The organism is Sulfurimonas sp. CVO (genome assembly GCF_009883775.1).
GTDB classification, from domain to species: Bacteria; Campylobacterota; Campylobacteria; order Campylobacterales; family Sulfurimonadaceae; genus Sulfurimonas; species Sulfurimonas xiamenensis.
Genome location: NZ_CP033720.1, coordinates 446482 through 465405, shown reverse-complemented (window position 1 = coordinate 465405; position 18924 = coordinate 446482). Strand labels below are relative to the sequence as shown.

The 18924-nt window shown below is 32.5% G+C and carries 21 protein-coding genes; 13 read left to right on the top strand and 8 right to left on the bottom strand.

The genetic code is table 11. The features are described 5' to 3' along the window. Positions 1–70 precede the first annotated feature (70 nt). The 13 genes from gdhA (at position 71) to CVO_RS02340 (ending at position 11913) form a co-directional block, all read left to right on the top strand. On the top strand, positions 71–1423 hold the full coding sequence (gene gdhA / locus CVO_RS02400; RefSeq protein ID WP_159569775.1) for an NADP-specific glutamate dehydrogenase: 1353 nt from the start codon (positions 71–73) through the stop codon (positions 1421–1423). 243 nt (positions 1424–1666) lie between these two features. After that, entirely contained in the window at positions 1667–2359 is a 693-nt protein-coding gene (locus tag CVO_RS02395; RefSeq protein WP_152299738.1) for a Crp/Fnr family transcriptional regulator, read from the top strand. Continuing rightward, entirely contained in the window at positions 2356–3375 is a 1020-nt protein-coding gene (locus CVO_RS02390) for a type IV pili methyl-accepting chemotaxis transducer N-terminal domain-containing protein (RefSeq protein ID WP_159569773.1), read from the top strand. The genes CVO_RS02395 and CVO_RS02390 overlap by 4 nt, the downstream gene beginning before the upstream one ends. A gap of 222 nt (positions 3376–3597) precedes the next feature. Continuing rightward, positions 3598–6420, top strand: coding sequence for a nitrate reductase catalytic subunit NapA (gene napA / locus CVO_RS02385; protein ID WP_152299740.1), 2823 nt, complete (start codon positions 3598–3600; stop codon positions 6418–6420). A gap of 57 nt (positions 6421–6477) precedes the next feature. After that, complete coding sequence (gene napG, locus CVO_RS02380; protein WP_152299741.1) at positions 6478–7269, top strand: ferredoxin-type protein NapG; 792 nt, start codon at positions 6478–6480, stop codon at positions 7267–7269. Continuing rightward, positions 7269–8096: a quinol dehydrogenase ferredoxin subunit NapH gene (napH, locus tag CVO_RS02375; protein WP_152299742.1), complete on the top strand. Its 828-nt coding sequence runs from the start codon at positions 7269–7271 to the stop codon at positions 8094–8096. The genes napG and napH overlap by 1 nt, the downstream gene beginning before the upstream one ends. A 2-nt stretch (positions 8097–8098) precedes the next feature. Continuing rightward, positions 8099–8812, top strand: a complete 714-nt coding sequence (locus tag CVO_RS02370; RefSeq protein WP_152299743.1) for a nitrate reductase cytochrome c-type subunit — start codon at positions 8099–8101, stop codon at positions 8810–8812. Further along, the gene (locus CVO_RS02365) at positions 8812–9294 is read left to right on the top strand and encodes a ferredoxin-type protein NapF (protein ID WP_152299744.1); all 483 of its coding nucleotides are present in this window, start codon (positions 8812–8814) and stop codon (positions 9292–9294) included. Before CVO_RS02370 ends, CVO_RS02365 begins: the two co-directional genes overlap by 1 nt. After that, positions 9294–10244, top strand: coding sequence for a WD40 repeat domain-containing protein (locus tag CVO_RS02360; protein WP_152299745.1), 951 nt, complete (start codon positions 9294–9296; stop codon positions 10242–10244). Before CVO_RS02365 ends, CVO_RS02360 begins: the two co-directional genes overlap by 1 nt. Positions 10245–10262: 18 nt before the next feature. Then, the gene (locus tag CVO_RS02355) at positions 10263–10706 is read left to right on the top strand and encodes a PAS domain-containing protein (protein WP_159569771.1); all 444 of its coding nucleotides are present in this window, start codon (positions 10263–10265) and stop codon (positions 10704–10706) included. An 82-nt stretch (positions 10707–10788) separates the two neighbouring features. Next, positions 10789–11178, top strand: coding sequence for a chaperone NapD (locus CVO_RS02350; protein ID WP_159569769.1), 390 nt, complete (start codon positions 10789–10791; stop codon positions 11176–11178). Between the two features lie 3 nt (positions 11179–11181). Continuing rightward, positions 11182–11481: a hypothetical protein gene (locus CVO_RS02345; RefSeq protein WP_159569767.1), complete on the top strand. Its 300-nt coding sequence runs from the start codon at positions 11182–11184 to the stop codon at positions 11479–11481. Further along, positions 11482–11913 (top strand): hypothetical protein, encoded by a 432-nt coding sequence (locus CVO_RS02340; RefSeq protein ID WP_152299749.1) that lies wholly within the window; start codon positions 11482–11484, stop codon positions 11911–11913. On the opposite strand, the gene CVO_RS02335 is transcribed toward CVO_RS02340, so the two are convergent. From CVO_RS02335 to greA, 8 genes are read right to left on the bottom strand one after another with little or no spacing between them, the layout of a single operon-like run. Further along, on the bottom strand, positions 11907–13187 hold the full coding sequence (locus CVO_RS02335) for an aminopeptidase P N-terminal domain-containing protein (RefSeq protein ID WP_159569765.1): 1281 nt from the start codon (positions 13185–13187) through the stop codon (positions 11907–11909). The genes CVO_RS02340 and CVO_RS02335 overlap by 7 nt on opposite strands. After that, a complete protein-coding gene (locus CVO_RS02330; RefSeq protein WP_159569763.1) occupies positions 13184–13786 on the bottom strand; it encodes an ABC-type transport auxiliary lipoprotein family protein in 603 nt (200 codons plus the stop codon). Before CVO_RS02330 ends, CVO_RS02335 begins: the two co-directional genes overlap by 4 nt. A gap of 2 nt (positions 13787–13788) precedes the next feature. Next, entirely contained in the window at positions 13789–14751 is a 963-nt protein-coding gene (locus tag CVO_RS02325; protein ID WP_241690991.1) for an MlaD family protein, read from the bottom strand. 39 nt (positions 14752–14790) lie between these two features. Then, entirely contained in the window at positions 14791–15534 is a 744-nt protein-coding gene (locus tag CVO_RS02320) for an ABC transporter ATP-binding protein (RefSeq protein WP_152299752.1), read from the bottom strand. Then, on the bottom strand, positions 15534–16658 hold the full coding sequence (locus tag CVO_RS02315) for an ABC transporter permease (protein ID WP_152299753.1): 1125 nt from the start codon (positions 16656–16658) through the stop codon (positions 15534–15536). The genes CVO_RS02320 and CVO_RS02315 overlap by 1 nt, the downstream gene beginning before the upstream one ends. Before the next feature lie 34 nt (positions 16659–16692). Continuing rightward, complete coding sequence (locus CVO_RS02310; RefSeq protein WP_159569761.1) at positions 16693–17439, bottom strand: UDP-2,3-diacylglucosamine diphosphatase; 747 nt, start codon at positions 17437–17439, stop codon at positions 16693–16695. Next, entirely contained in the window at positions 17429–18433 is a 1005-nt protein-coding gene (argC, locus tag CVO_RS02305; RefSeq protein WP_159569759.1) for an N-acetyl-gamma-glutamyl-phosphate reductase, read from the bottom strand. Before argC ends, CVO_RS02310 begins: the two co-directional genes overlap by 11 nt. Beyond that, positions 18420–18917 (bottom strand): transcription elongation factor GreA, encoded by a 498-nt coding sequence (greA, locus tag CVO_RS02300; RefSeq protein WP_159569757.1) that lies wholly within the window; start codon positions 18915–18917, stop codon positions 18420–18422. Before greA ends, argC begins: the two co-directional genes overlap by 14 nt. Positions 18918–18924 lie beyond the last annotated feature (7 nt).

The following is an 18924-nucleotide window of genomic DNA, read 5'->3' as shown; positions in this document are numbered from 1 at the left end:
TTTATTAATATTATAAAGATTTAATATATCTTATAGTAATATTATTTGAAACTAAACAAAAGGAAAGTATATGCCATATGTAAAAGATGTTTTTGAATATTTAAAGAGATCAAGTCCGTCTCAAACAGAATTTTATCAAGCTGCTGAAGAGGTTTTGGAGTCACTTAGACCGTTAATGGAAAAATACCCAAAATATAGAGAACATAAAATTATAGAGAGAATTGTTGAACCTGAGAGACAAATACTCTTTAGAGTAAACTGGGTTGATGATAACGGCGAAATCCAAGTAAACAAAGGTTACAGAATAGAGTTCAACTCGGCTCTTGGACCATACAAAGGCGGCCTTAGATTTCACCCGAGCGTAAATGCAGGCGTAATTAAGTTTTTAGGATTTGAACAAATTTTCAAAAATGCACTGACAGGTCTTCAAATCGGCGGCGGAAAAGGCGGAAGTGATTTTAATCCAAAAGGCAAATCAAACAATGAAATTATGAGATTTTGCCAAGCTTTTATGAGCGAACTTTACAGACATATTGGGGCGAACACAGATGTTCCGGCTGGAGATATCGGTGTAGGCGGCAGAGAAATCGGTTATATGTTTGGTATGTACAAAAAACTTGCAAATAGATATGAAGGCGTACTTACAGGAAAATCACTTAAATGGGGTGGTTCACTGGTAAGAACTGAAGCAACAGGTTATGGTGCGGTATATTTTGCAAAATATATGCTTGAAGATAGAGGTGAGACTTTAGAGGGTAAAAGATGTGTAGTTTCAGGAAGCGGTAATGTTTCTATCTATACAATTGAAAAACTTTACCATCTTGGAGCAATCCCTGTTACATGCAGTGATTCAAACGGTATGATTTATGATGAAGATGGAATCGATTTAGAACTTTTAAAAGATTTAAAAGAGGTAAGAAGAGAGAGATTAACAGAGTATGTAAAAAGTAGACCAAATGCAAAATATACTCCTGTTGAAGAGTACCCTGAGGGTTGCAATGGTGTTTACAGTATTCCTTGTTATGCAGCATTTCCAAGTGCTACTCAAAATGAACTTAACCTAAATGATGCAAAAACGCTTCTTACAAACGGTTGTGTTTGTGTAAGCGAAGGTGCAAATATGCCTTCAACTCTTGAGGCTGTTCACGCGTTCATTGATGCAAAAATTTGCTACGGTCCCGGTAAAGCGGCAAATGCCGGCGGTGTTGCGACAAGCCAGCTGGAAATGCAGCAAAATGCTTCTATGAGCAGTTGGACTTTTGAAGAGGTGGATGCTAAATTGGCTCAAATAATGAAAGATATTTTTGTAAATGCAAGTACAACTGCGGCTGAATTTGGTGAGCCTACAAACCTAGTTCTGGGTGCAAATATTGCAGGATTTAGAAAAGTGGCAGATGCCATGATTGAGCAGGGATTAGTTTAATCATTTTTGCTAAATTTTTTTAGCTTCGAATAAATTTCGAAGCTAAAATATTTAAATATATATTAAGATAATTGCTTCATATTTTTAGTTGTACTATTCTTGCGAAATTCATTAAATAAATATATTTTTATTAAAAATAAAAATGCCATATCAAACAAAAAAATTATATTATTAAAATTTTTTTATAATACAAGATAAAATCAACAGCGAAATATTGGTTAAAAAAGTCAAAAAGAAGTAAATATGACAGAAAAAAACATAACAGATACAAATGAAAAATTAAATTTTATAAAACAGCTCTCTTTTTTTCATTCTCTTGATAATGAAAAATTAGATATCCTTAATAATATATCAAGAATCATTACTTATCCAAAAAACTCTATACTTTTTTATGAAAATGATTTAAACAATAAACTCTTTTTTTTAGTATCAGGTCTTTTAAAAATATATAAAATAGATAAATTTGAAAATGAAATATTTTTATATCATATACATAAAGACTCTCTTATATCTGAGCTTACAACACTCGAAAACGACACAATATACTGCATGTCAAATGCCGAATTTATGGAAGAAAGCATTGTTTTAGAGATTGATTTTTTAGAATTTAAAGCGAATTTTTTATCCAAAAATATATTAAACAATGAATTTATAAATGAAATATTATTAAAAACAAAACAACTACATTGTGTTATAAATAGAGAACTTGTTTTTGATGCAACTGCAAAAGTTGCTTTTTCTTTATGTGATGATTTAGAGATGTTTAACTCTCTTAAAAGGCATGAAGTCTCTTTTATGCTTCATATACAGCCTGAAACTTTATCTAGAGTTTTAAAAAAACTTAAAAGAAATTCTATTATAGATATAGAAAAATCAAAGATTGTTATTTTAAACAATAAAATGCTCCAAAATTTATATAGAGGCGAAATATTATGATTAAAACAAAAAAAATTAGTACAAAAATAAAATTTATCGGTGCTTTACTAATATTTTTAATAACAAGTGTTATAGCAACAACAATATATTTAAATCAACAAAATATTAAAGATGCTTTGACGATAAATATTGCCGGAAAACAAAGAATGCTAACCCAAAAAATAGCAAAAAATGTTTTCTATATAAATTATGATTCTACACAAGATTTTACTGAATTAGACGAAGCTTGTGATGAATTTGCTAACGGGCTAAGCATCCTAAAAAACACAGATAACAATAAAAAAGTGTTAGCTGTTCCTACGAATGAAATATCTACTCAACTCATTGTAGTAAGCAATTTATGGAACTCTTTTTACAAAGATGTTCAAAATTTCAAAGTAATTATAAACTCAAACAAAAACAATGAAGCTAAACTAAAAGAAATAATTTTATCTATATACAAAAACAATACAATATTGCTCGACAATGTAGATAAACTGGTTGCAATGTACACAAAATACAGTGAAGATAAAACAAATTTTATAAAAACTTTTCAATATACATCAGGTGCAATACTTTTTTTACTTTTTGCATACTCGCTTATGCAGTTAAAATCAATAGAATCTCATGTTAATTCATTTATGAAATATTCAAAAATGTTAGTAAAAAGTAAAAATATATCAAATTTAGCTCCATTAAAAGTAGGGTCTGAAAGCGAAAGTGAAATTATTGAAGTAAGTGACACAATAAACTGTTTTATCAAAAAAATAAATTTAGCAGTTGAGTACTCAAATGAAGCACTCAACCAGTCGGAAAAAGCTTCATCAAAATTAGAAGAACTTACTGATGAGTTTGATACTATTATCAATAAATTAAAAAACAAATCATTAGTAACTAAGCATTTAAACAATAGTGAAGATATTGTTATTGAGTCTACAGAAGAACTTATAAATTCAACAAAAAAGTTAATGAATCTAAAAAAAGAGCTTGAAAAACTAACCAAAAGCTGTCAAGATCTTAAGAATCAAAAAGTTTAATAAAATATACTTAATTTTATTTTATTTTTAAGTGCTACTTATATCTACATATTCGAAATATAAAATTATTCTTAGCTTAAAAAACTAATATTTTGACATAGATCAAAGATTTTAAAAGCCTCAAAGTGATACTATAGATTTGTTAATGGACACCTTAACAAAAATTATAGTAGTCGTAGTTTTTACTACAAGTGTTTTAAAAATTATCATATAGGAGAAAATATGTCACTTTCAAGAAGAGAGTTTCTTAAAAGTTCAGCGGCAGCATCTGCAGCAGCAGCTGTTGGTATGAATGTGCCGACAGAGCTAAAAGCAGCGGCTAATCAAGCTGAAGGCGACTGGAGATGGGACAAGGCAGCTTGTCGTTTCTGTGGTACAGGTTGTGGTATTATGATGGCAACAAAAAACGGTAAAATCGTTGCTGTTAAAGGGGATCCAGCTGCACCGGTAAATCGTGGTCTTAACTGTATTAAGGGTTACTTTAATGCTAAAATCATGTATGGTGCTGATAGATTAACTCAACCACTTCTCAGAGTTGATGCAAATGGAAACTTTGACAAAAAAGGTAAATTTGCTCCGGTATCATGGGAAAGAGCTTTTGATGAGATGGAATTCCATATTAAAAAAGCACTAAAACATGCTGGACCGGAAGGAGTCGGTGTATTTGCGTCAGGGCAATATACTATTATGGAGGGTTATGCAGCTCAAAAAATGATGAAAGGCGGATTTAGATCAAATGCTTTTGATCCAAATGCTCGTCACTGTATGGCTTCTGCGGTTGTTGGTTTTTATCAAACTTTTGGTATTGATGAGCCTTCAGGATGTTATGATGATATCGAGTTGACGGATACTGTTGTATCTTGGGGTTCAAATATGGCAGAGATGCACCCGATTTTATGGTCTCGTGTAACTGACAGAAAACTTTCAGATCCAGATCGTGTAAAAGTTGTGTCAATCCAAACATATACACATAGAACATCAGATATTGCAGATATAGAGATTATCTTTTCACCAAATACAGACTTGGCAATATGGAACTATATCGCTAGAGAAATTGTAATGAGAGATGAGGCAGAAGGCATTATTGACTGGGATTTCATTAAAAAACATATCATCTTTACAGTAGGGCCTGTAAACATTGGTTATGGTATGAGAAGAAGTGATGAAAAATCAATTAAAGACGGTAAATATACTGCTAAAGAGATGGAAACTATCTCTAAAGAGATGAAGAAAAAAGTTTCTGCAAAAGAAGCACCTGCATTAGAGCCTTATGGATATAAAGAGGGTGATGTAATGGAAAATATTCCTGGTACTCTTGGTCACTGGGAAATTTCATTTCAAGAGTATAAAAAATCTTTAGAACCTTATACTTTAGACTACACAGCTAGGATAGTTAAAGGTGATCCGGATGAAGATTTAGAGAGCTTTAAAGCAAAACTTCAAGCATTAGCAGATCTATATATTGAAAAAGATAGAAAAGTAGTATCATTCTGGACAATGGGTATGAACCAACATACTCGCGGTACATGGGTAAATACACTTTCATACAATGTACACTTTATGTTAAACAAACAAGCTGTTCCTGGTTCTGGAGCATTCTCTTTAACAGGTCAGCCGTCTGCTTGTGGTACTGCTCGTGAAGTTGGTACATTCTGTCACAGACTTCCAGCTGATATGATGGTTGCAAATCCAAAACATAGAAAAATCACTGAAAACAAATGGATGGTTCCAGAAGGAACAATCAACCCAGTTGGCGTACAACATATTATGAAAATTCATCGTGATATCGAAGATGGGCTTATCAAATTTGCATGGGTAAATGTTTGTAATGCGTATCAAGATTCTGCAAGTGCTACACACTGGATTAAAGCAGCGCGTGAGATGGACAACTTTATTGTTACTTCTGATGGATACCCTGGTATCTCTGCAAAAGTTTCTGACCTCGTTTTACCATCTGCGATGATTTATGAAAAATGGGGCGGATATGGTAATGCTGAAAGAAGAACACAACTTTGGAGACAACAAGTTCTTCCAGTAGGAAATGCTATGAGTGATACATGGCAGTGGGTTGAACTCTCAAAAAGATTTACAGTTAAAGATTTATGGGGTGAATGGGCACCTTCAGGTCCAAGAAAAAAAGCTCTTCCTAGTGTTATAGAACAAGCAAAAGCAATGGGATATAGTGAAGATACTACTATGTTTGAAATTCTTTATGCAAACGATATTGCTAAGTCATACAAACTTGACCAAAATGATCCAATTCAAAAAGGATATGACAATAGTGAAGGTTACGGAGACAGCAGAAATGTTGTAGGAAGTGACGGAAAAGTATTTAAAGGATATGGCTTCTTTATTCAGAAATATCTTTTTGAAGAGTATGCGGCATTTGGACGCGGACATGGTCATGACCTTGCACCGTTTGATATTTACCATAAAGTTCGTGGTCTTAAATGGCCGGTTGTTGACGGTAAAGAAACACAATGGAGATTTAACGCTAAATATGATCCTTATGCAGCTAAAGCTACAAAAGAGACAGGTAATTCACATGCGTTCTATGGAACACTTGCTAAATCACTTAAATTTGGTAACTTAACTGGAATGGATAAAAATACTGAACAAAAATCATTAGCAAACAAAGCGAAGATATTTGCTCGTCCATATATGGATCCACCGGAAATGCCGGATGAAGAATATGACACTTGGTTATGTACAGGTCGTGTACTAGAACACTGGCACTCAGGAACTATGACAATGCGTGTACCTGAACTTTATCGTGCTGTTCCAGAGGCTTTATGCTACATGAATCCAAAAGATGCAGAAGCTAAAGGCCTTAAACAAGGCGGTTTATGCTGGGTAGAATCACGCCGTGGAAAGGTAAAAGCTAGAGTTGAAACTCGTGGTAGAAACAGACCTGCAAGAGGTTTAGTGTTTGTTCCGTGGTTCGATGAAAAAGTATTTATCAATAAAGTTTGTTTAGATGCGACATGTCCAATGTCAAAACAAACAGACTATAAAAAATGTGCTGTAAAAATTTATAAAGCGTAATTTACTAAAAACAAAAAGGAGAGATAGCTTTTATAAATAAAAAGCTATCTATATAGAATGAGAAACAAAACAGAAAGTGATAGAAGAAAATTTATTTTAACAATGGCTCGAGGTGCTGGTATTACAGCTCTAGGTGGTTTAGTATGGAGCGCATATGTAGATGAAGTTACAGCTAGCTCTCTTATACTCAGGCCGCCTGGTGCCATAAAGGAAGAAGATTTTCTAAAAACTTGTATCAAATGCGGACTTTGTGTTGAGGCATGTCCTTATGATACTCTATTACTTGCAAAACCAGGTGATAACAAACCTTTAGGTACGCCTTATTTTATTCCTAGAGATATTCCTTGTTATATGTGTCCAGATATTCCATGTGTGCCTGTATGTCCTACAGGTGCACTTGATGAAGCAAGTGTTACAACGGATGGTAAACTTGACATAAACATCGCGGATATGGGTCTTGCTGTTATAGACAGAGAAACTTGTATTGCTTTTTGGGGTATTCAATGTGATGCATGTTATAGAGCTTGTCCGATATTAGGTGAAGCAATAACTGTCGAATACAACAAAAATGAGAGAACAGGAAAACACGCATATTTGACACCTGTTGTTCATGCAGATGCTTGTACGGGTTGTGGACTTTGTGAAAAAGCTTGTGTTACGGAAAAAGCATCTATCTTTGTACTTCCAAGAGAGGTGGCAATGGGTAAAGCTGGTAATTACTACATAAAAGGCTGGGATAAATCTGATGAAAGCCGTATGGAAGAAGCTACAGAAATAAAAACAGAAACAGAGCTAAGCAAAGAGAAAGCCATGGACTCTTTAAATAGCGGGATGGGAGATTTATACTAATGAAAACACTTTGGAATAAATATCGCTATCTTTTCTTTAGAAGAACCACTCAAATTGGCTTGTTGTTTTTGTATTTTGGAGCAAATGCATGGGGTTGGACTGTCCTTATGGGAAATCTCAGTTCATCATTAGTATTTGAAATCATTCCTTTAAGTGATCCTTACGCAGCATTACAAATGTTTGCAGCTGGTGCTGTAATAGCAACAGATTTACTAATAGGTGCTTTGATAATTGCAATATTTTATCTGATAGTCGGCGGTCGTGCATTTTGTAGCTGGGTTTGCCCTGTAAATCTCATAACGGATGCAGCAGCTCTACTAAGAAGAAAGTTGAAAATTGACAACATTGCAAAAAAACAACCAGCCTCACGCGATATGCGATATTGGGTTTTAGGACTAAGTCTGATTATATCCTTTATGATGGGTGTTACAGCTTTTGAATACATATCACCTATTTCTATGTTACATAGAGGTGTTATATTTGGTTTTGGCTTTGGGTGGGCAGCAATGCTCATTATTTTTCTTTTTGATCTTTTTGTTTTAAAAAATGGTTGGTGTGGACATATCTGCCCACTTGGTGGATTTTATTCATTAATAGGCAAGAACAGCTTAGTAAGAGTACATCACAATGAAGAAAATTGTACTTTATGCATGAAATGCAAAGTTGTTTGTCCTGAGCAGCAGGTTCTATATATGATTGGTAAAGAAAGCATTCCTGTACTCTCTGGAGAGTGTACGAATTGTGGAAGATGTATAGAAGTATGTGATGATGATGCTCTTGGTTTTTCAATAAGAAAACTAGTAAATGATAAAAAAAAGGGAGAGTAATAATGAAAACAATGATAAAAATATCGGTTGGTTTAGTTGCTGCTACACTGCTAATGACTGGTTGTGTAGGTGATACTAATGCTAAATCTTCATCAAAAACAGAAGTAGTACAAACTGTATCTGAAGAGTCATTAGGTTTAAGAAAAACTGACCTATACTCTGAAGATGCTACTGTATCTACAAAAACTGAATATAGAACAGCGCAAGCTACAACAAGTTCAAGAATCCAAAGAGCATTTCAAGATGCTCCGCCAATGGTTCCTCATGATACAACTGGTATGCTACCGATTAAGATCGGTGACAATCAGTGTACTGGCTGCCATATGCCGGAAATAGCTACTGCAATGGGTGCTACACCAATTCCTGTATCACATTTCACGGATTTTAGACCTAAACATAAGATGGTTAACGGTGTTTTTACAAAAGCAGTAGATAACTTAAAAAATGAAGTTGCTATTAAAGAGAATAAACAACTTCAAGGTGCAAGATACAACTGTTCACAATGTCATGCTCCGCAATCTCAAGGTAATCTACTTGTAGAAAATACATTTGAGCCTGTGTATACATCGGCAGACGGTGCAGAAAAATCAAGCTGGAACGGAACAAAGCTTACTGAATCTTTAGATACTGTTATTGGCGGTCCAAGCTATGTAACTGAAGAAGATCTTGACAACAGCGAATCAAAAGCTGGTGTTTTAGAGGGTGCAGCTCACTAATGCAAAGAAGAGAGCTCTTTAGCTCTCTTGCTTCCTCTTTAAAAAGCAGCAGAAAGCAAGAGAAATTATTAAGACCGCCATATTATACAGATGAATCTCTTTTTCATAATGAGTGTAGCAAATGTGATGCAGCGTGCGCCACTGTTTGTGAAGAAGATATAATTAAAATTTCAGATGATAAAACACCATATTTAGTATTTTCAAATAGTGGTTGCACATATTGCGACAAGTGTGCTGAAGCATGTAAATTTGGAGTATTAAATATAGAAAACAAAAAGCTCATTAATGCTACAATAACGATAAATAAAAACAGTTGCTTAAGTTGGAATCATACAATGTGTTTTTCTTGCAAAGATCCATGTTTAGATAATGCGATAGATTTTCAGGCTATGTTTATGCCGACAATAAATGATAAATGCACAGCTTGTGGGTTTTGCATAAGCAGGTGTCCGACAAATGCAATACATATAAAGGTACTATAATGAAAATCATTACTCTAATAACACTACTGTTAACACTTCTTTTTTCACAGGAGATTAAACAACCTGTCTCTCAATTTACTTCAAGCGGACCAGTTGTAGATCTGTTATATAAAGATGGAAAGGTATACAGTGCAACAAATGCCAGCTGTGTAGATATTTTTGATTTTAAAAGCAGAGAACTTATCAAAAAAATAGAGATACCTAAAATAACAGATTTTATGGGTGATGTTGTGCACTCAAAGGTTTACTCTGTTGATGTTATCGATGATAAAATACTAATTTTATCACAGGACAAACAAGGTTTTAGAAGAGTTCATCTTCATCAAAACGGAAAAACTGAACTTTTATTTGATTATAATAAAGCACTTACAATAGCAAAAGCTAAATTTTTAAATAGCGATACTATTTTATTGGGATTGTTAAGCAACGAGCTTGTTTCATACAATATAAAAAATAATTCTAATAATTGGATAATTCAAGTTTCAGCCGCAAAATTTTCAGACTTTGTTTTAAATGAGTCAAAATCTGAAGTTGTAGTTGCTGATGAGAGCGGAGATTTAAAAATTCATAGTACGAAAGATGGAAAACGCATAAAACTATTAGCCGGTCAAAACCTAGACAATGTATTTCAGGTGGATTATAAAAACGGTATTATTGCAACAGCCGGCCAAGATAGAAGAACTGTTATATATACTCCAAAATTAAACTCATCCTATTATTTAGAATCTGATTTTTTAATTTACAGTGTTGGGCTATCTCCAAGCGGTAAAATTGTAGGATACTATAGCGATGAAGCCAACAATGTAACTTTAGTAAATACTATTACTAAATCCAAGATCGGTATATACGGCGGCAATCCTATGACAATTTCAAAAATAGTTTTTATAAATGAAAAAGAATTTTTAGTTTCAAGTGATGCAAATGTTATTAATTTATATAATGTAAAATAACAAACCAGGAGGAAAAAGATGCAGTATAATGAAAGTGAATTTTTAATAGAGACAGAAGTACCTTACGATGAAGTTATAACATCAAGAACTGATTTAAAAGGTAATATTACTTATGCAAATGAAATTTTTTGTGAAATAAGCGGTTATTCTCTTGAAGAACTTTTAGGAAAACCTCATAACATTGTTAGACATCCTGATATGCCAAAGAGCGTTTACAAAGAGTTGTGGGACACACTAAAAAGTGGAAATCAATGGATAGGTGTTGTTAAAAATCTACGAAAAGACAAAGGTCACTATTGGGTTAAAGCTATAGTTTCTGGTGTTTACAAAGATGGAGAGCTTGTTGAATATAAATCATTAAGAACTCCGATAGAGTATGACGAAAAGTTAGAACATCAAAGATTATACGATAAAATACGCAAAGAAAATGGTGAAAAAATAAGAAGAGTAATTTACGAATAACTGAAAAACTCTTTTAAGAAGAGAGTTGAGAAAGCTTGTGAAAAACTATTTTACAGGCAATTTAAAAACAAAAGGAAAAAAAATGAATATTTCAAGCATAGTCGTTCAAACATTACCAAAATATTTAGACGAAGTGGTACAAAATCTTAAAGATTGTGAAGTATGTGATTATCATATGCATGATGAAAAAGGGCGAATTATTATAACAATTGAAGGTGAAGCAGTTTCAGAAGAGTTAGAAAAACTAAGAGTCATTGAAGATATCCCGCATGTAATAGCTGCTGATATGCAGATGTCTTATAGTGAAGATGAGCTTGATGCACATATGGAAGTTATTGCTAATGGCGATGCAGTTCCAAAAATGTTAAATGATGACAGTATTCCTGCATCTGCAATAAGATACAATGGTGATTTAAAGAAAAAAGAAGATTTAACAACATTTGCTAAAAATTTTGATAAAACGGAGAGATAAGTTTTGTCTGTTATATTTGAATCAACTATAAAAATGGTTGAAGGTAGTAAAACTGATTGGTATATTGAACTCAAAGATACTATTGATGGCACTATTGAAATATGCAAAGATTTACAAGAGTACTCCAAAAAAATAGAAGAACTTGGTAATAAATATGGCGGCATTATAGATGAAGTCAAATGGAATAAAAATGAAGATATTCATCCCATAATAATAAATGAAATCAGATTTAAAATGGCGCAACTCCAAAAGGAGATTGAAGAAGAGAGAGGTGAACCTATTATTAAAGAGGAAAATAGCTAAGTGGAAGCAAAAGCTATAAAAACTCTCAAATATTTAAGTATCCCTGAAATTAAAAAGCATTTAAATAGTGTTGAATATATTATTATGGCAGCACCCGCTCCTGAGCATTTTAAAAATACGCCTATTCATTTTACTATATTTTTAAATACACATGAAGAGTTGCCAAGAGATATTCAAGAAGCCATTTTTAATAAATTTTTAAATGAAAACAGTATAAAAAATCCTGCAGAAGTTATGAGCAAAATTATGCCTGTAGGATTTTCTCAAGGAACTCAAGAAACTTTTATGCCTATGCTTTTAATTAAGCAAGAAGACAAAAAAGATATACCGAATGTGCCTATGTTTGTTATAGATTTTCTCGCTGATTCCGAAAATTTTCATGAAGCAAAAGAGAAAAGTTTAACCGGTTGGAGCTACTCTTATAATCAATAATTAGCTAAAGCCTCTATCTCCTCTATACTTTTTACGATAGCATTAGAGAGGTTTTGCGCTCCATCTTTTATAACCAGAATATCATCTTCTATTCTTATTCCGATACCACGATATTTTTTCGGCACACTTTTATCATTTTTATCTATATACAAACCCGGTTCTATAGTTAAAACCATGCCTTTTTGGAGTGGTATTTCTTGGTTTTTTGTATCTTTGTATGGCGCAGGATCATGAACATCTATTCCCATCCAGTGCCCTATTCCATGAGGATAATATCTCTTATGCTTTTGCTGTTTTATCAATTTTTTATAATCACCCTTTAAAATTCCCAATTCAACCATCCCTTTTGTCAACATCTTTTCTGCAATCTCCTGCAAGTGAGTTCTTTTTACTCCCGGTTTTATCATGTTGATAATTTTTAGCTGTGTATTTAAAACAAGATTATAGAGCTCTTTTTGTGGCTGTGTATACCTTCCGTTTACTGGAATTGTTCTTGTTATATCGCTTGCATAATAGTTATGTTCACAGCCTGCATCAATCAGAATCAGCTCTTTGTCTATCAAAGGCTTATCATTTTCTATATAATGAAGCGTATTTGCATTATTGCCGCATGCAACGATAGATGTATACGCATCACTGTAAGCAGCATTTACTTTAAACTCATGCTCTATCTCTGCTTGAAGCTCGTGCTCATATTTGTTTCTTTTATTTAAACACATAGCTCTGTGATGTGCTTTGGCTGTTATAGCGATTGATTCTTTAATCAATTCTATTTCTGCAGGAGATTTAAATAATCTCATTTTTTGTACTATTTGTGTAATGTCATATCTATTTTTAAAATCTTTTACTAATTTTAAAATCTTTTTAAATTCTTGTTTTTTTGAATTTACTTCACAATAGATATTTTTTTTATTCTTTACAAAGCTTTTAAATCTTTTTTTTAATTTATCGCTTGTATATACCTTATCCACTTGAAATCTTTTTTTAGCTTCTTTTTCGCCAAGCCTTTTTCCTGTCCAAAGCTCTAATAATTCATCTTTTTTTTGAACAAAAAGAGCTGTTTTATATTTGTTTTTAGTTTTTATAAAAACCAAAACAGCATTGTCCTCCTTAAAACCGGTCAAATAGTAAAAGTTACTATCTTGTCTGAAAGGGTGCTGTGTATCATGGGACCTTGTTGTATACTCAGCACTAAAAATAATTCCAACTGAATTATTTAGCATTTTTTTAGCCAGAAGATCTCTTCTTTTTTTATACTCACTCTCTTTTATCATCTGCAAACTCCATTAAGCCACTCTATATTTTTAAAAATTATTTCAGACAAAGCAATATTTAAAGCCTCCACACCACCTTGTGCATTAGGAGTTTTAACATCAACTCTTGAATTAAAAGTTTTTGATTCAATTATAGTGTTTGTTTTAGAATCAATCAGCGTAAAGCTTATAACCATATTGACATATGAATTTTTTAAATCTTCACTGTAAAACTGCATAAACTCTTCTATATTACTCTCTAATATAAAATCATTTTCCCCTCTTGATTTTGAAGATTGAACACTTTTAAATAAGTTAGAGTTTCGTATGCTTTTTAAAATTTCTAAAGTTATAAAATCATTAGGTGACTCTTGCCACTGAGCTTGAGAATATGAAAAAACTCTATTTTGAAACTCTGTATATTTCATATCTGAATGCATTAAAGACGATAAACTAAATGCTTGAGAAATCTTTATTGTCTTATCTTTGCATCCATCTACATCGGCACTAAATATCTTTGAATTATCTGCTGAAACAAGCTTATACTTTGTAACAGCAGGTTTAATTGTTGTACATCCTGATATAAACAGGATCATAATTATAGCTAGAGCTGTTTTCATCTCTACTCCTCTCCAGGTCCTTTTTTAATTTCTTCTTGTAAAAATATAGCATCAGCCGGACTTCTTTCATATTTGTCAATAACTTCTTGAGTTTTTACAATCAACTGCTGCATCTCAAAAAGTGTTCCGTTTATATTATGCACCATCTCACTCGTAATTGCTTTTATATTAAATTCTCCGCTTTGTAATGCGGATTTAAATGTTGACATTGAATCTTCTACTTCAAGGTAACTATTCATTATTGAATTGAGCGATAAAGCCATATTATCTTCAAATTTAGTACTTTTTTCTATTAAAACAGTTATTTTTGGCATCATTTCATCAAGTTTTTTTGAAGAGTTATTTAAATTTTCAATAGTTTGTTTAAAATTAAGAATTGTTTTATCATCTAATATCTGATTCATTTTAGAGAGCAAAAGAGCGCTATTTTCTAGCACTAAAGAGATATTTTCCTGATTTTCATCTTTTAATAAATGCTGTATTCTCTGAAGTATCTCAACCATATTTATAGATACATTTCCAAATGTATTTTCAATTTTTATAAGTAGTGAAGGAATTGTTTTGATAACCGGATACTTCTCACCTTTTTGAACTATTATAGGTTCAGCATTTTCATTGCCAAAACTTAAATTGATATAGCTAAGTCCTGTAATTCCTTGTGAAGTAAGTTGTGCAACCGTAGATGATTTTATGGGAGTGGATTTTAAAATACTTACTAAAACTTCAATTTGTTCCGGATTTTTCGGATTAATATTTAGTGCTGTAACTTTACCGACATCAATACCTCTGTATTTTACCGGAGAATCTAAGTTTAAACCTGAAACTGACTCATTAAAATAGATAGCATACATTCTCATTTCAATCTCTTTAGAGGGCTTTAAAAGCCAATACCCAAATGCCATCATAAGAGATAAAGAAAAAAGTACTAAAAACCCGATTAGGCTATAGTTTACTCTATTATTCATAATTTTTTTTCTCTTTCATGTAACAAATATTTTTTATTATCATACACTTTTTGTCCCTTTAAAAAAAGTTTTAACAAATCTATTTTCAACAACAAATATATTGTCCAAATCACCTTCATACACTATTTTTTTATTATCAATAACTGCAACTTTATCGAGTGTATCATAAATTGATTGCAAATCATGTGAAATCATAACAATTGTTAAACCAAGTAAATCACGAAGTTTTAATATTAAAGCATCAAATTCTCTAGCAGAAATTGGATCAAGCCCGCTTGTAGGTTCATCCAAAAATAGAAGTTTTGGATCCATTGCAAGAGAACGAGCCAATGCTGCTTTTTTTTTCATTCCGCCGCTTATTTGAGATGGGTAGAGATCTGCATCGCTAGAGTTTAATCCGACAAGAGCTATCTTAAATTCCACTATATCATCAATCATAGCTTTTGATAAATCACTATACTCAACAAGTGCCAGCGCTATATTTTCTTTTAAGCTCAATGATGAAAAAAGTGCTCCCGATTGAAACAAAACACCCCACTCTTTTCTTAACTTTACTGCTTCTTTATACTTAATAGAACTAAGTTTATGCCCCAATATTTCAATTTCTCCATCTTGAAATTTTTGAAGCATAAGCATCTCTCGTAAAAGAGTTGTTTTTCCACATCCGCTTGGACCCAAAAGTCCATATATACTCCCTTTTGGCACACTTAAACTAATTTTATCATGGACAACTTTATCTCCAAATTTAGTTTCTATATCTTTTACTTCAATAATATTATTCATTATATTCCCAAATTTGTAAAAGCAATTGAAAAAATCGCATCACATATAATAACGGCAAAAATTGACTCTACAACACTTTTTGTTGTATTGAGTCCTATGCTTTGCGTATTGTCCTTTACAAGCATTCCTCTATATATTGCAATTGAAGCAATTAAAAAAGCAAAAAACGGTCCCTTTGCTATACCGACAAGGAAATGCTTCAGTGCAACAACACTATTGAATCTATCTAAAAACATATCAGTTGTAATGCCTAAATCTAAATTTGCAATAACCATTCCGCCAATAATTGCCATGATATCTGATATAAAAATAAGTATCGGCATAGCAATCATAAGAGCAACAATCTTTGGAATAACCAAAAATTTATAAGGATCAAAACCCATTGTTTGCATTGCATCCAATTCTTGCGTTATCTTCATTGCTCCTATCTGCGCTGTAAATGCCGAACCGCTTCTTCCTGCAATAACTATTGCCGTAATAAGTGGTGAGAGTTCTCTAAAAATAGATATTCCAAGCATATCAACTATAAATATATTTGCACCATATATTTTTAACTGATAGGCTGATTGATACGCCACAACAAGACCAATCAAAAAACTTGTCAAAGCAACAATACCAAATGCTTTTACAGCAGTTTCATTTATTTCAAAAGCTATCTCTTTGTATCTTATATTTTTATAATATATAAGATATTGTATTTTATTTGCAAAAAGTTCACCCATAAATGATAAAAAAGATAAAAAAACAAAATAATTTTTATATGTATCTTCGCCCAGTTTTTCTAAAAAACCTCTTTTTTTACGATGTAAAACTTTTTTAGACTGTAGCTTTTGTTTTTTTACAAGTTCTAGCATATCTGAAATTTCTTGATTATCACAAAGCAGACCTTCAAGCAAAATATTTTTTGATAAGAGTTGTTGTTGTAAATTATATATAAAAATAGATGCAGCACTGTCTAAAAAGTGCAATTGCATTAAATCTATAACTACACTATGGACTTTACTTAAATCTGCAGTGTTTACTCTTTTTTCATATTTTGTAAGATTATAAAGAGTAAGCTCTCCTTTAAATTTTAAAAAAAGCTTATTGTCAATATATAAAATATCCAAAGATGAGTCATGCATAATAAAAAGTCAACAATCTCTCTGTTTTATTGTTTTATTCATATTCTAAATCCATTTTAAATAAATTTTCTTGTAAAAATCCTCTATCTCCGTCTGATTTTACAATAAAATATCTTTGATTGCATACAAAAGCACCTAAATTAATATAAGTGAAATTTTTTAATTGTATCATTTTATTTTGATGAAAATGACCCTCTACAAAATAATCACAGCTATACTTTCCATCTAGTCTTTGCGACATAAATTTATCTAATCCTGTAAACTCTTTACAATCATCTTTTTTACCCAGATATAGATCTAAGCGTTTTAAAATATAATGCCCGCTTAAAAAATCAACTATCCTTAAAAAGTACAAAACAGCAAAATTTCTAATAATAGTCGTATATATTTTATACCCAAAATCACTCTCTATATCACCATGTGCAAGCAAAACTTTTTTATTTTCAAATCTGCACGCAACAGGCTGAAGAGAGATTGGAAATACTTTTATATTTGGAAATATACTCTTAAGATTAAAATCATGATTTCCCTCTAAATAGATAACTTCTATATCAAAAGATATCTTATTTAAAATTTTAATAGCTTCTTGATTTTTTTTATGTGTGTAGGGAATCTCTCCAAAAAGAGCATCAAAAATATCTCCCATAAGAATTAATTGTGTAGGAGAGAGTTTTTTTGCAGAAATATCTTTTAAAAATTCTAAAAAATCCGGGCGTTTATATGAGCAGTGCGCATCTGCAACAACAAATGCACCCTCTCTTATCTCTAAACTATGGGACATAGGCTATATTTGGTATTCCTAAATCTTCATCAAATCCCATCATCAAATTTGCATTAACGACTGCAGCGGATGATGCACCTCTCATTAGATTATCTATCGCACTTGAAATAAAAAGCATATTTGATTTTCTTTTGACATAAATATCGCAAAAATTTGTTCCAGCCACGCTCTTCATATCTACAGGATTTTTACATACTCTTATATGCTTCGCCTCTTTATAGAACTCTTCAAGAACTTTATAAGCATCAAAATCACTGTTTACCTGTATATATATTGAACTTATCATCCCACGAGTAAGAGGTACTAAATGAGGGACAAAATGAACCTCATCAAAATCAACCCCAAGTTTTTGCGCAATTTCAGGTGCATGTCTATGCATAAGAGGGTTATATGCAAAAAGATTATCATTTACATTTACAAAGTGCGTATTATCGCTTAACTTTTTGCCGGCTCCGCTGACACCGGTTTTTGCATCTACTATAATTGGAGTGTTTTTAACTCTTCTGCTCATAAATGGCAAAACACCCAAAATTGCAGAAGTAGGGAAACATCCCGGATTTGCCACAAGTTTTGCGCTGCGAAGCTCATCGCGAAAGAGCTCAGGCAGACCATAAACCGCATGAGAAAGATTTTCTGTATCTGTATGAGGACAGTAAAACTGCTCGTAAATATCCTGCGGCAGTCTATAATCAGCTGAAAGATCAACAACCTTTAAGCCTTTTGATATCAGAGGTTTTACATACACCATAGCTGTTTTATGTGGAAGTGCTAAAAAAACAAGCTCACAGCTACTTGCACACTCATCTATATCAGCTTTTAAAACATCGCACTCATATACTTTATTTAAAGAATGATGAAGTTGGCTTAAAGTTGTATTTCCTTCCGAGTTTGCTACATAACTGAGCTGAAATTTTGGATGATTTATAAGAATTTTTAAAAGTTCAAGCCCGGTATAACCGCTTGCACCTATAACACCGACTTTAGTGACACTCAAAGACTATCTCCTGATATCTTATTTCAACTATCTCTAGCTCTTTTTTGCCCCCTGGAAGCTGTACTTTAACCTCGTCTCCCTCTTCTTTGCCTAAAAGCTGTTTTGCCAAGGGCGAATTAAAAGAGATTAAACCAATATTTGGATTACTTTCACAACCACCAACAATTGTATATGTAACCTCTTCATCTGTTTGAGTATCACTCATCACAACAGTTGAACCAAAGCTTACTCTTGAGTGCTCAAGCTCGCTTGGATCAACTATTTTAGATGCTCCGATAAGCTCTGCAAGTTCTGCAATTCTATCATCTGTCAATCTTTGCTGCTCTTTTGCGGCGTGATACTCTGCATTCTCTTTTAAATCGCCATGTTCGAGCGCCTCTTCTATATCTTTAACTATCTGAGGTCTTTTTACCTCTTTTAAATACTTTACTTCTGCTTGGAGTTTTTTATATCCAAACAGTGTCATCGGCTCAATTTTTTCCATTAATAAA

What these genes read in the sequence shown, in the direction of transcription:
- CVO_RS02365 (WP_152299744.1), top strand. Translation starts at nt 8,812, where the DNA reads ATGCAAAGAAGAGAGCTCTTTAGCTCTCTTGCTTCCTCTTTAAAAAGC.
- CVO_RS02360 (WP_152299745.1), top strand. Translation starts at nt 9,294, where the DNA reads ATGAAAATCATTACTCTAATAACACTACTGTTAACACTTCTTTTTTCA.
- CVO_RS02310 (WP_159569761.1), bottom strand. Translation starts at nt 17,439, where the DNA reads ATGTCCCATAGTTTAGAGATAAGAGAGGGTGCATTTGTTGTTGCAGAT.
- CVO_RS02325 (WP_241690991.1), bottom strand. Translation starts at nt 14,751, where the DNA reads ATGAATAATAGAGTAAACTATAGCCTAATCGGGTTTTTAGTACTTTTT.
- CVO_RS02370 (WP_152299743.1), top strand. Translation starts at nt 8,099, where the DNA reads ATGAAAACAATGATAAAAATATCGGTTGGTTTAGTTGCTGCTACACTG.
- CVO_RS02395 (WP_152299738.1), top strand. Translation starts at nt 1,667, where the DNA reads ATGACAGAAAAAAACATAACAGATACAAATGAAAAATTAAATTTTATA.
- CVO_RS02335 (WP_159569765.1), bottom strand. Translation starts at nt 13,187, where the DNA reads ATGATAAAAGAGAGTGAGTATAAAAAAAGAAGAGATCTTCTGGCTAAA.
- CVO_RS02390 (WP_159569773.1), top strand. Translation starts at nt 2,356, where the DNA reads ATGATTAAAACAAAAAAAATTAGTACAAAAATAAAATTTATCGGTGCT.
- napA (WP_152299740.1), top strand. Translation starts at nt 3,598, where the DNA reads ATGTCACTTTCAAGAAGAGAGTTTCTTAAAAGTTCAGCGGCAGCATCT.
- gdhA (WP_159569775.1), top strand. Translation starts at nt 71, where the DNA reads ATGCCATATGTAAAAGATGTTTTTGAATATTTAAAGAGATCAAGTCCG.
- CVO_RS02315 (WP_152299753.1), bottom strand. Translation starts at nt 16,658, where the DNA reads ATGCATGACTCATCTTTGGATATTTTATATATTGACAATAAGCTTTTT.
- CVO_RS02355 (WP_159569771.1), top strand. Translation starts at nt 10,263, where the DNA reads ATGCAGTATAATGAAAGTGAATTTTTAATAGAGACAGAAGTACCTTAC.
- napG (WP_152299741.1), top strand. Translation starts at nt 6,478, where the DNA reads ATGAGAAACAAAACAGAAAGTGATAGAAGAAAATTTATTTTAACAATG.
- greA (WP_159569757.1), bottom strand. Translation starts at nt 18,917, where the DNA reads ATGGAAAAAATTGAGCCGATGACACTGTTTGGATATAAAAAACTCCAA.
- CVO_RS02320 (WP_152299752.1), bottom strand. Translation starts at nt 15,534, where the DNA reads ATGAATAATATTATTGAAGTAAAAGATATAGAAACTAAATTTGGAGAT.
- napH (WP_152299742.1), top strand. Translation starts at nt 7,269, where the DNA reads ATGAAAACACTTTGGAATAAATATCGCTATCTTTTCTTTAGAAGAACC.
- CVO_RS02350 (WP_159569769.1), top strand. Translation starts at nt 10,789, where the DNA reads ATGAATATTTCAAGCATAGTCGTTCAAACATTACCAAAATATTTAGAC.
- CVO_RS02330 (WP_159569763.1), bottom strand. Translation starts at nt 13,786, where the DNA reads ATGAAAACAGCTCTAGCTATAATTATGATCCTGTTTATATCAGGATGT.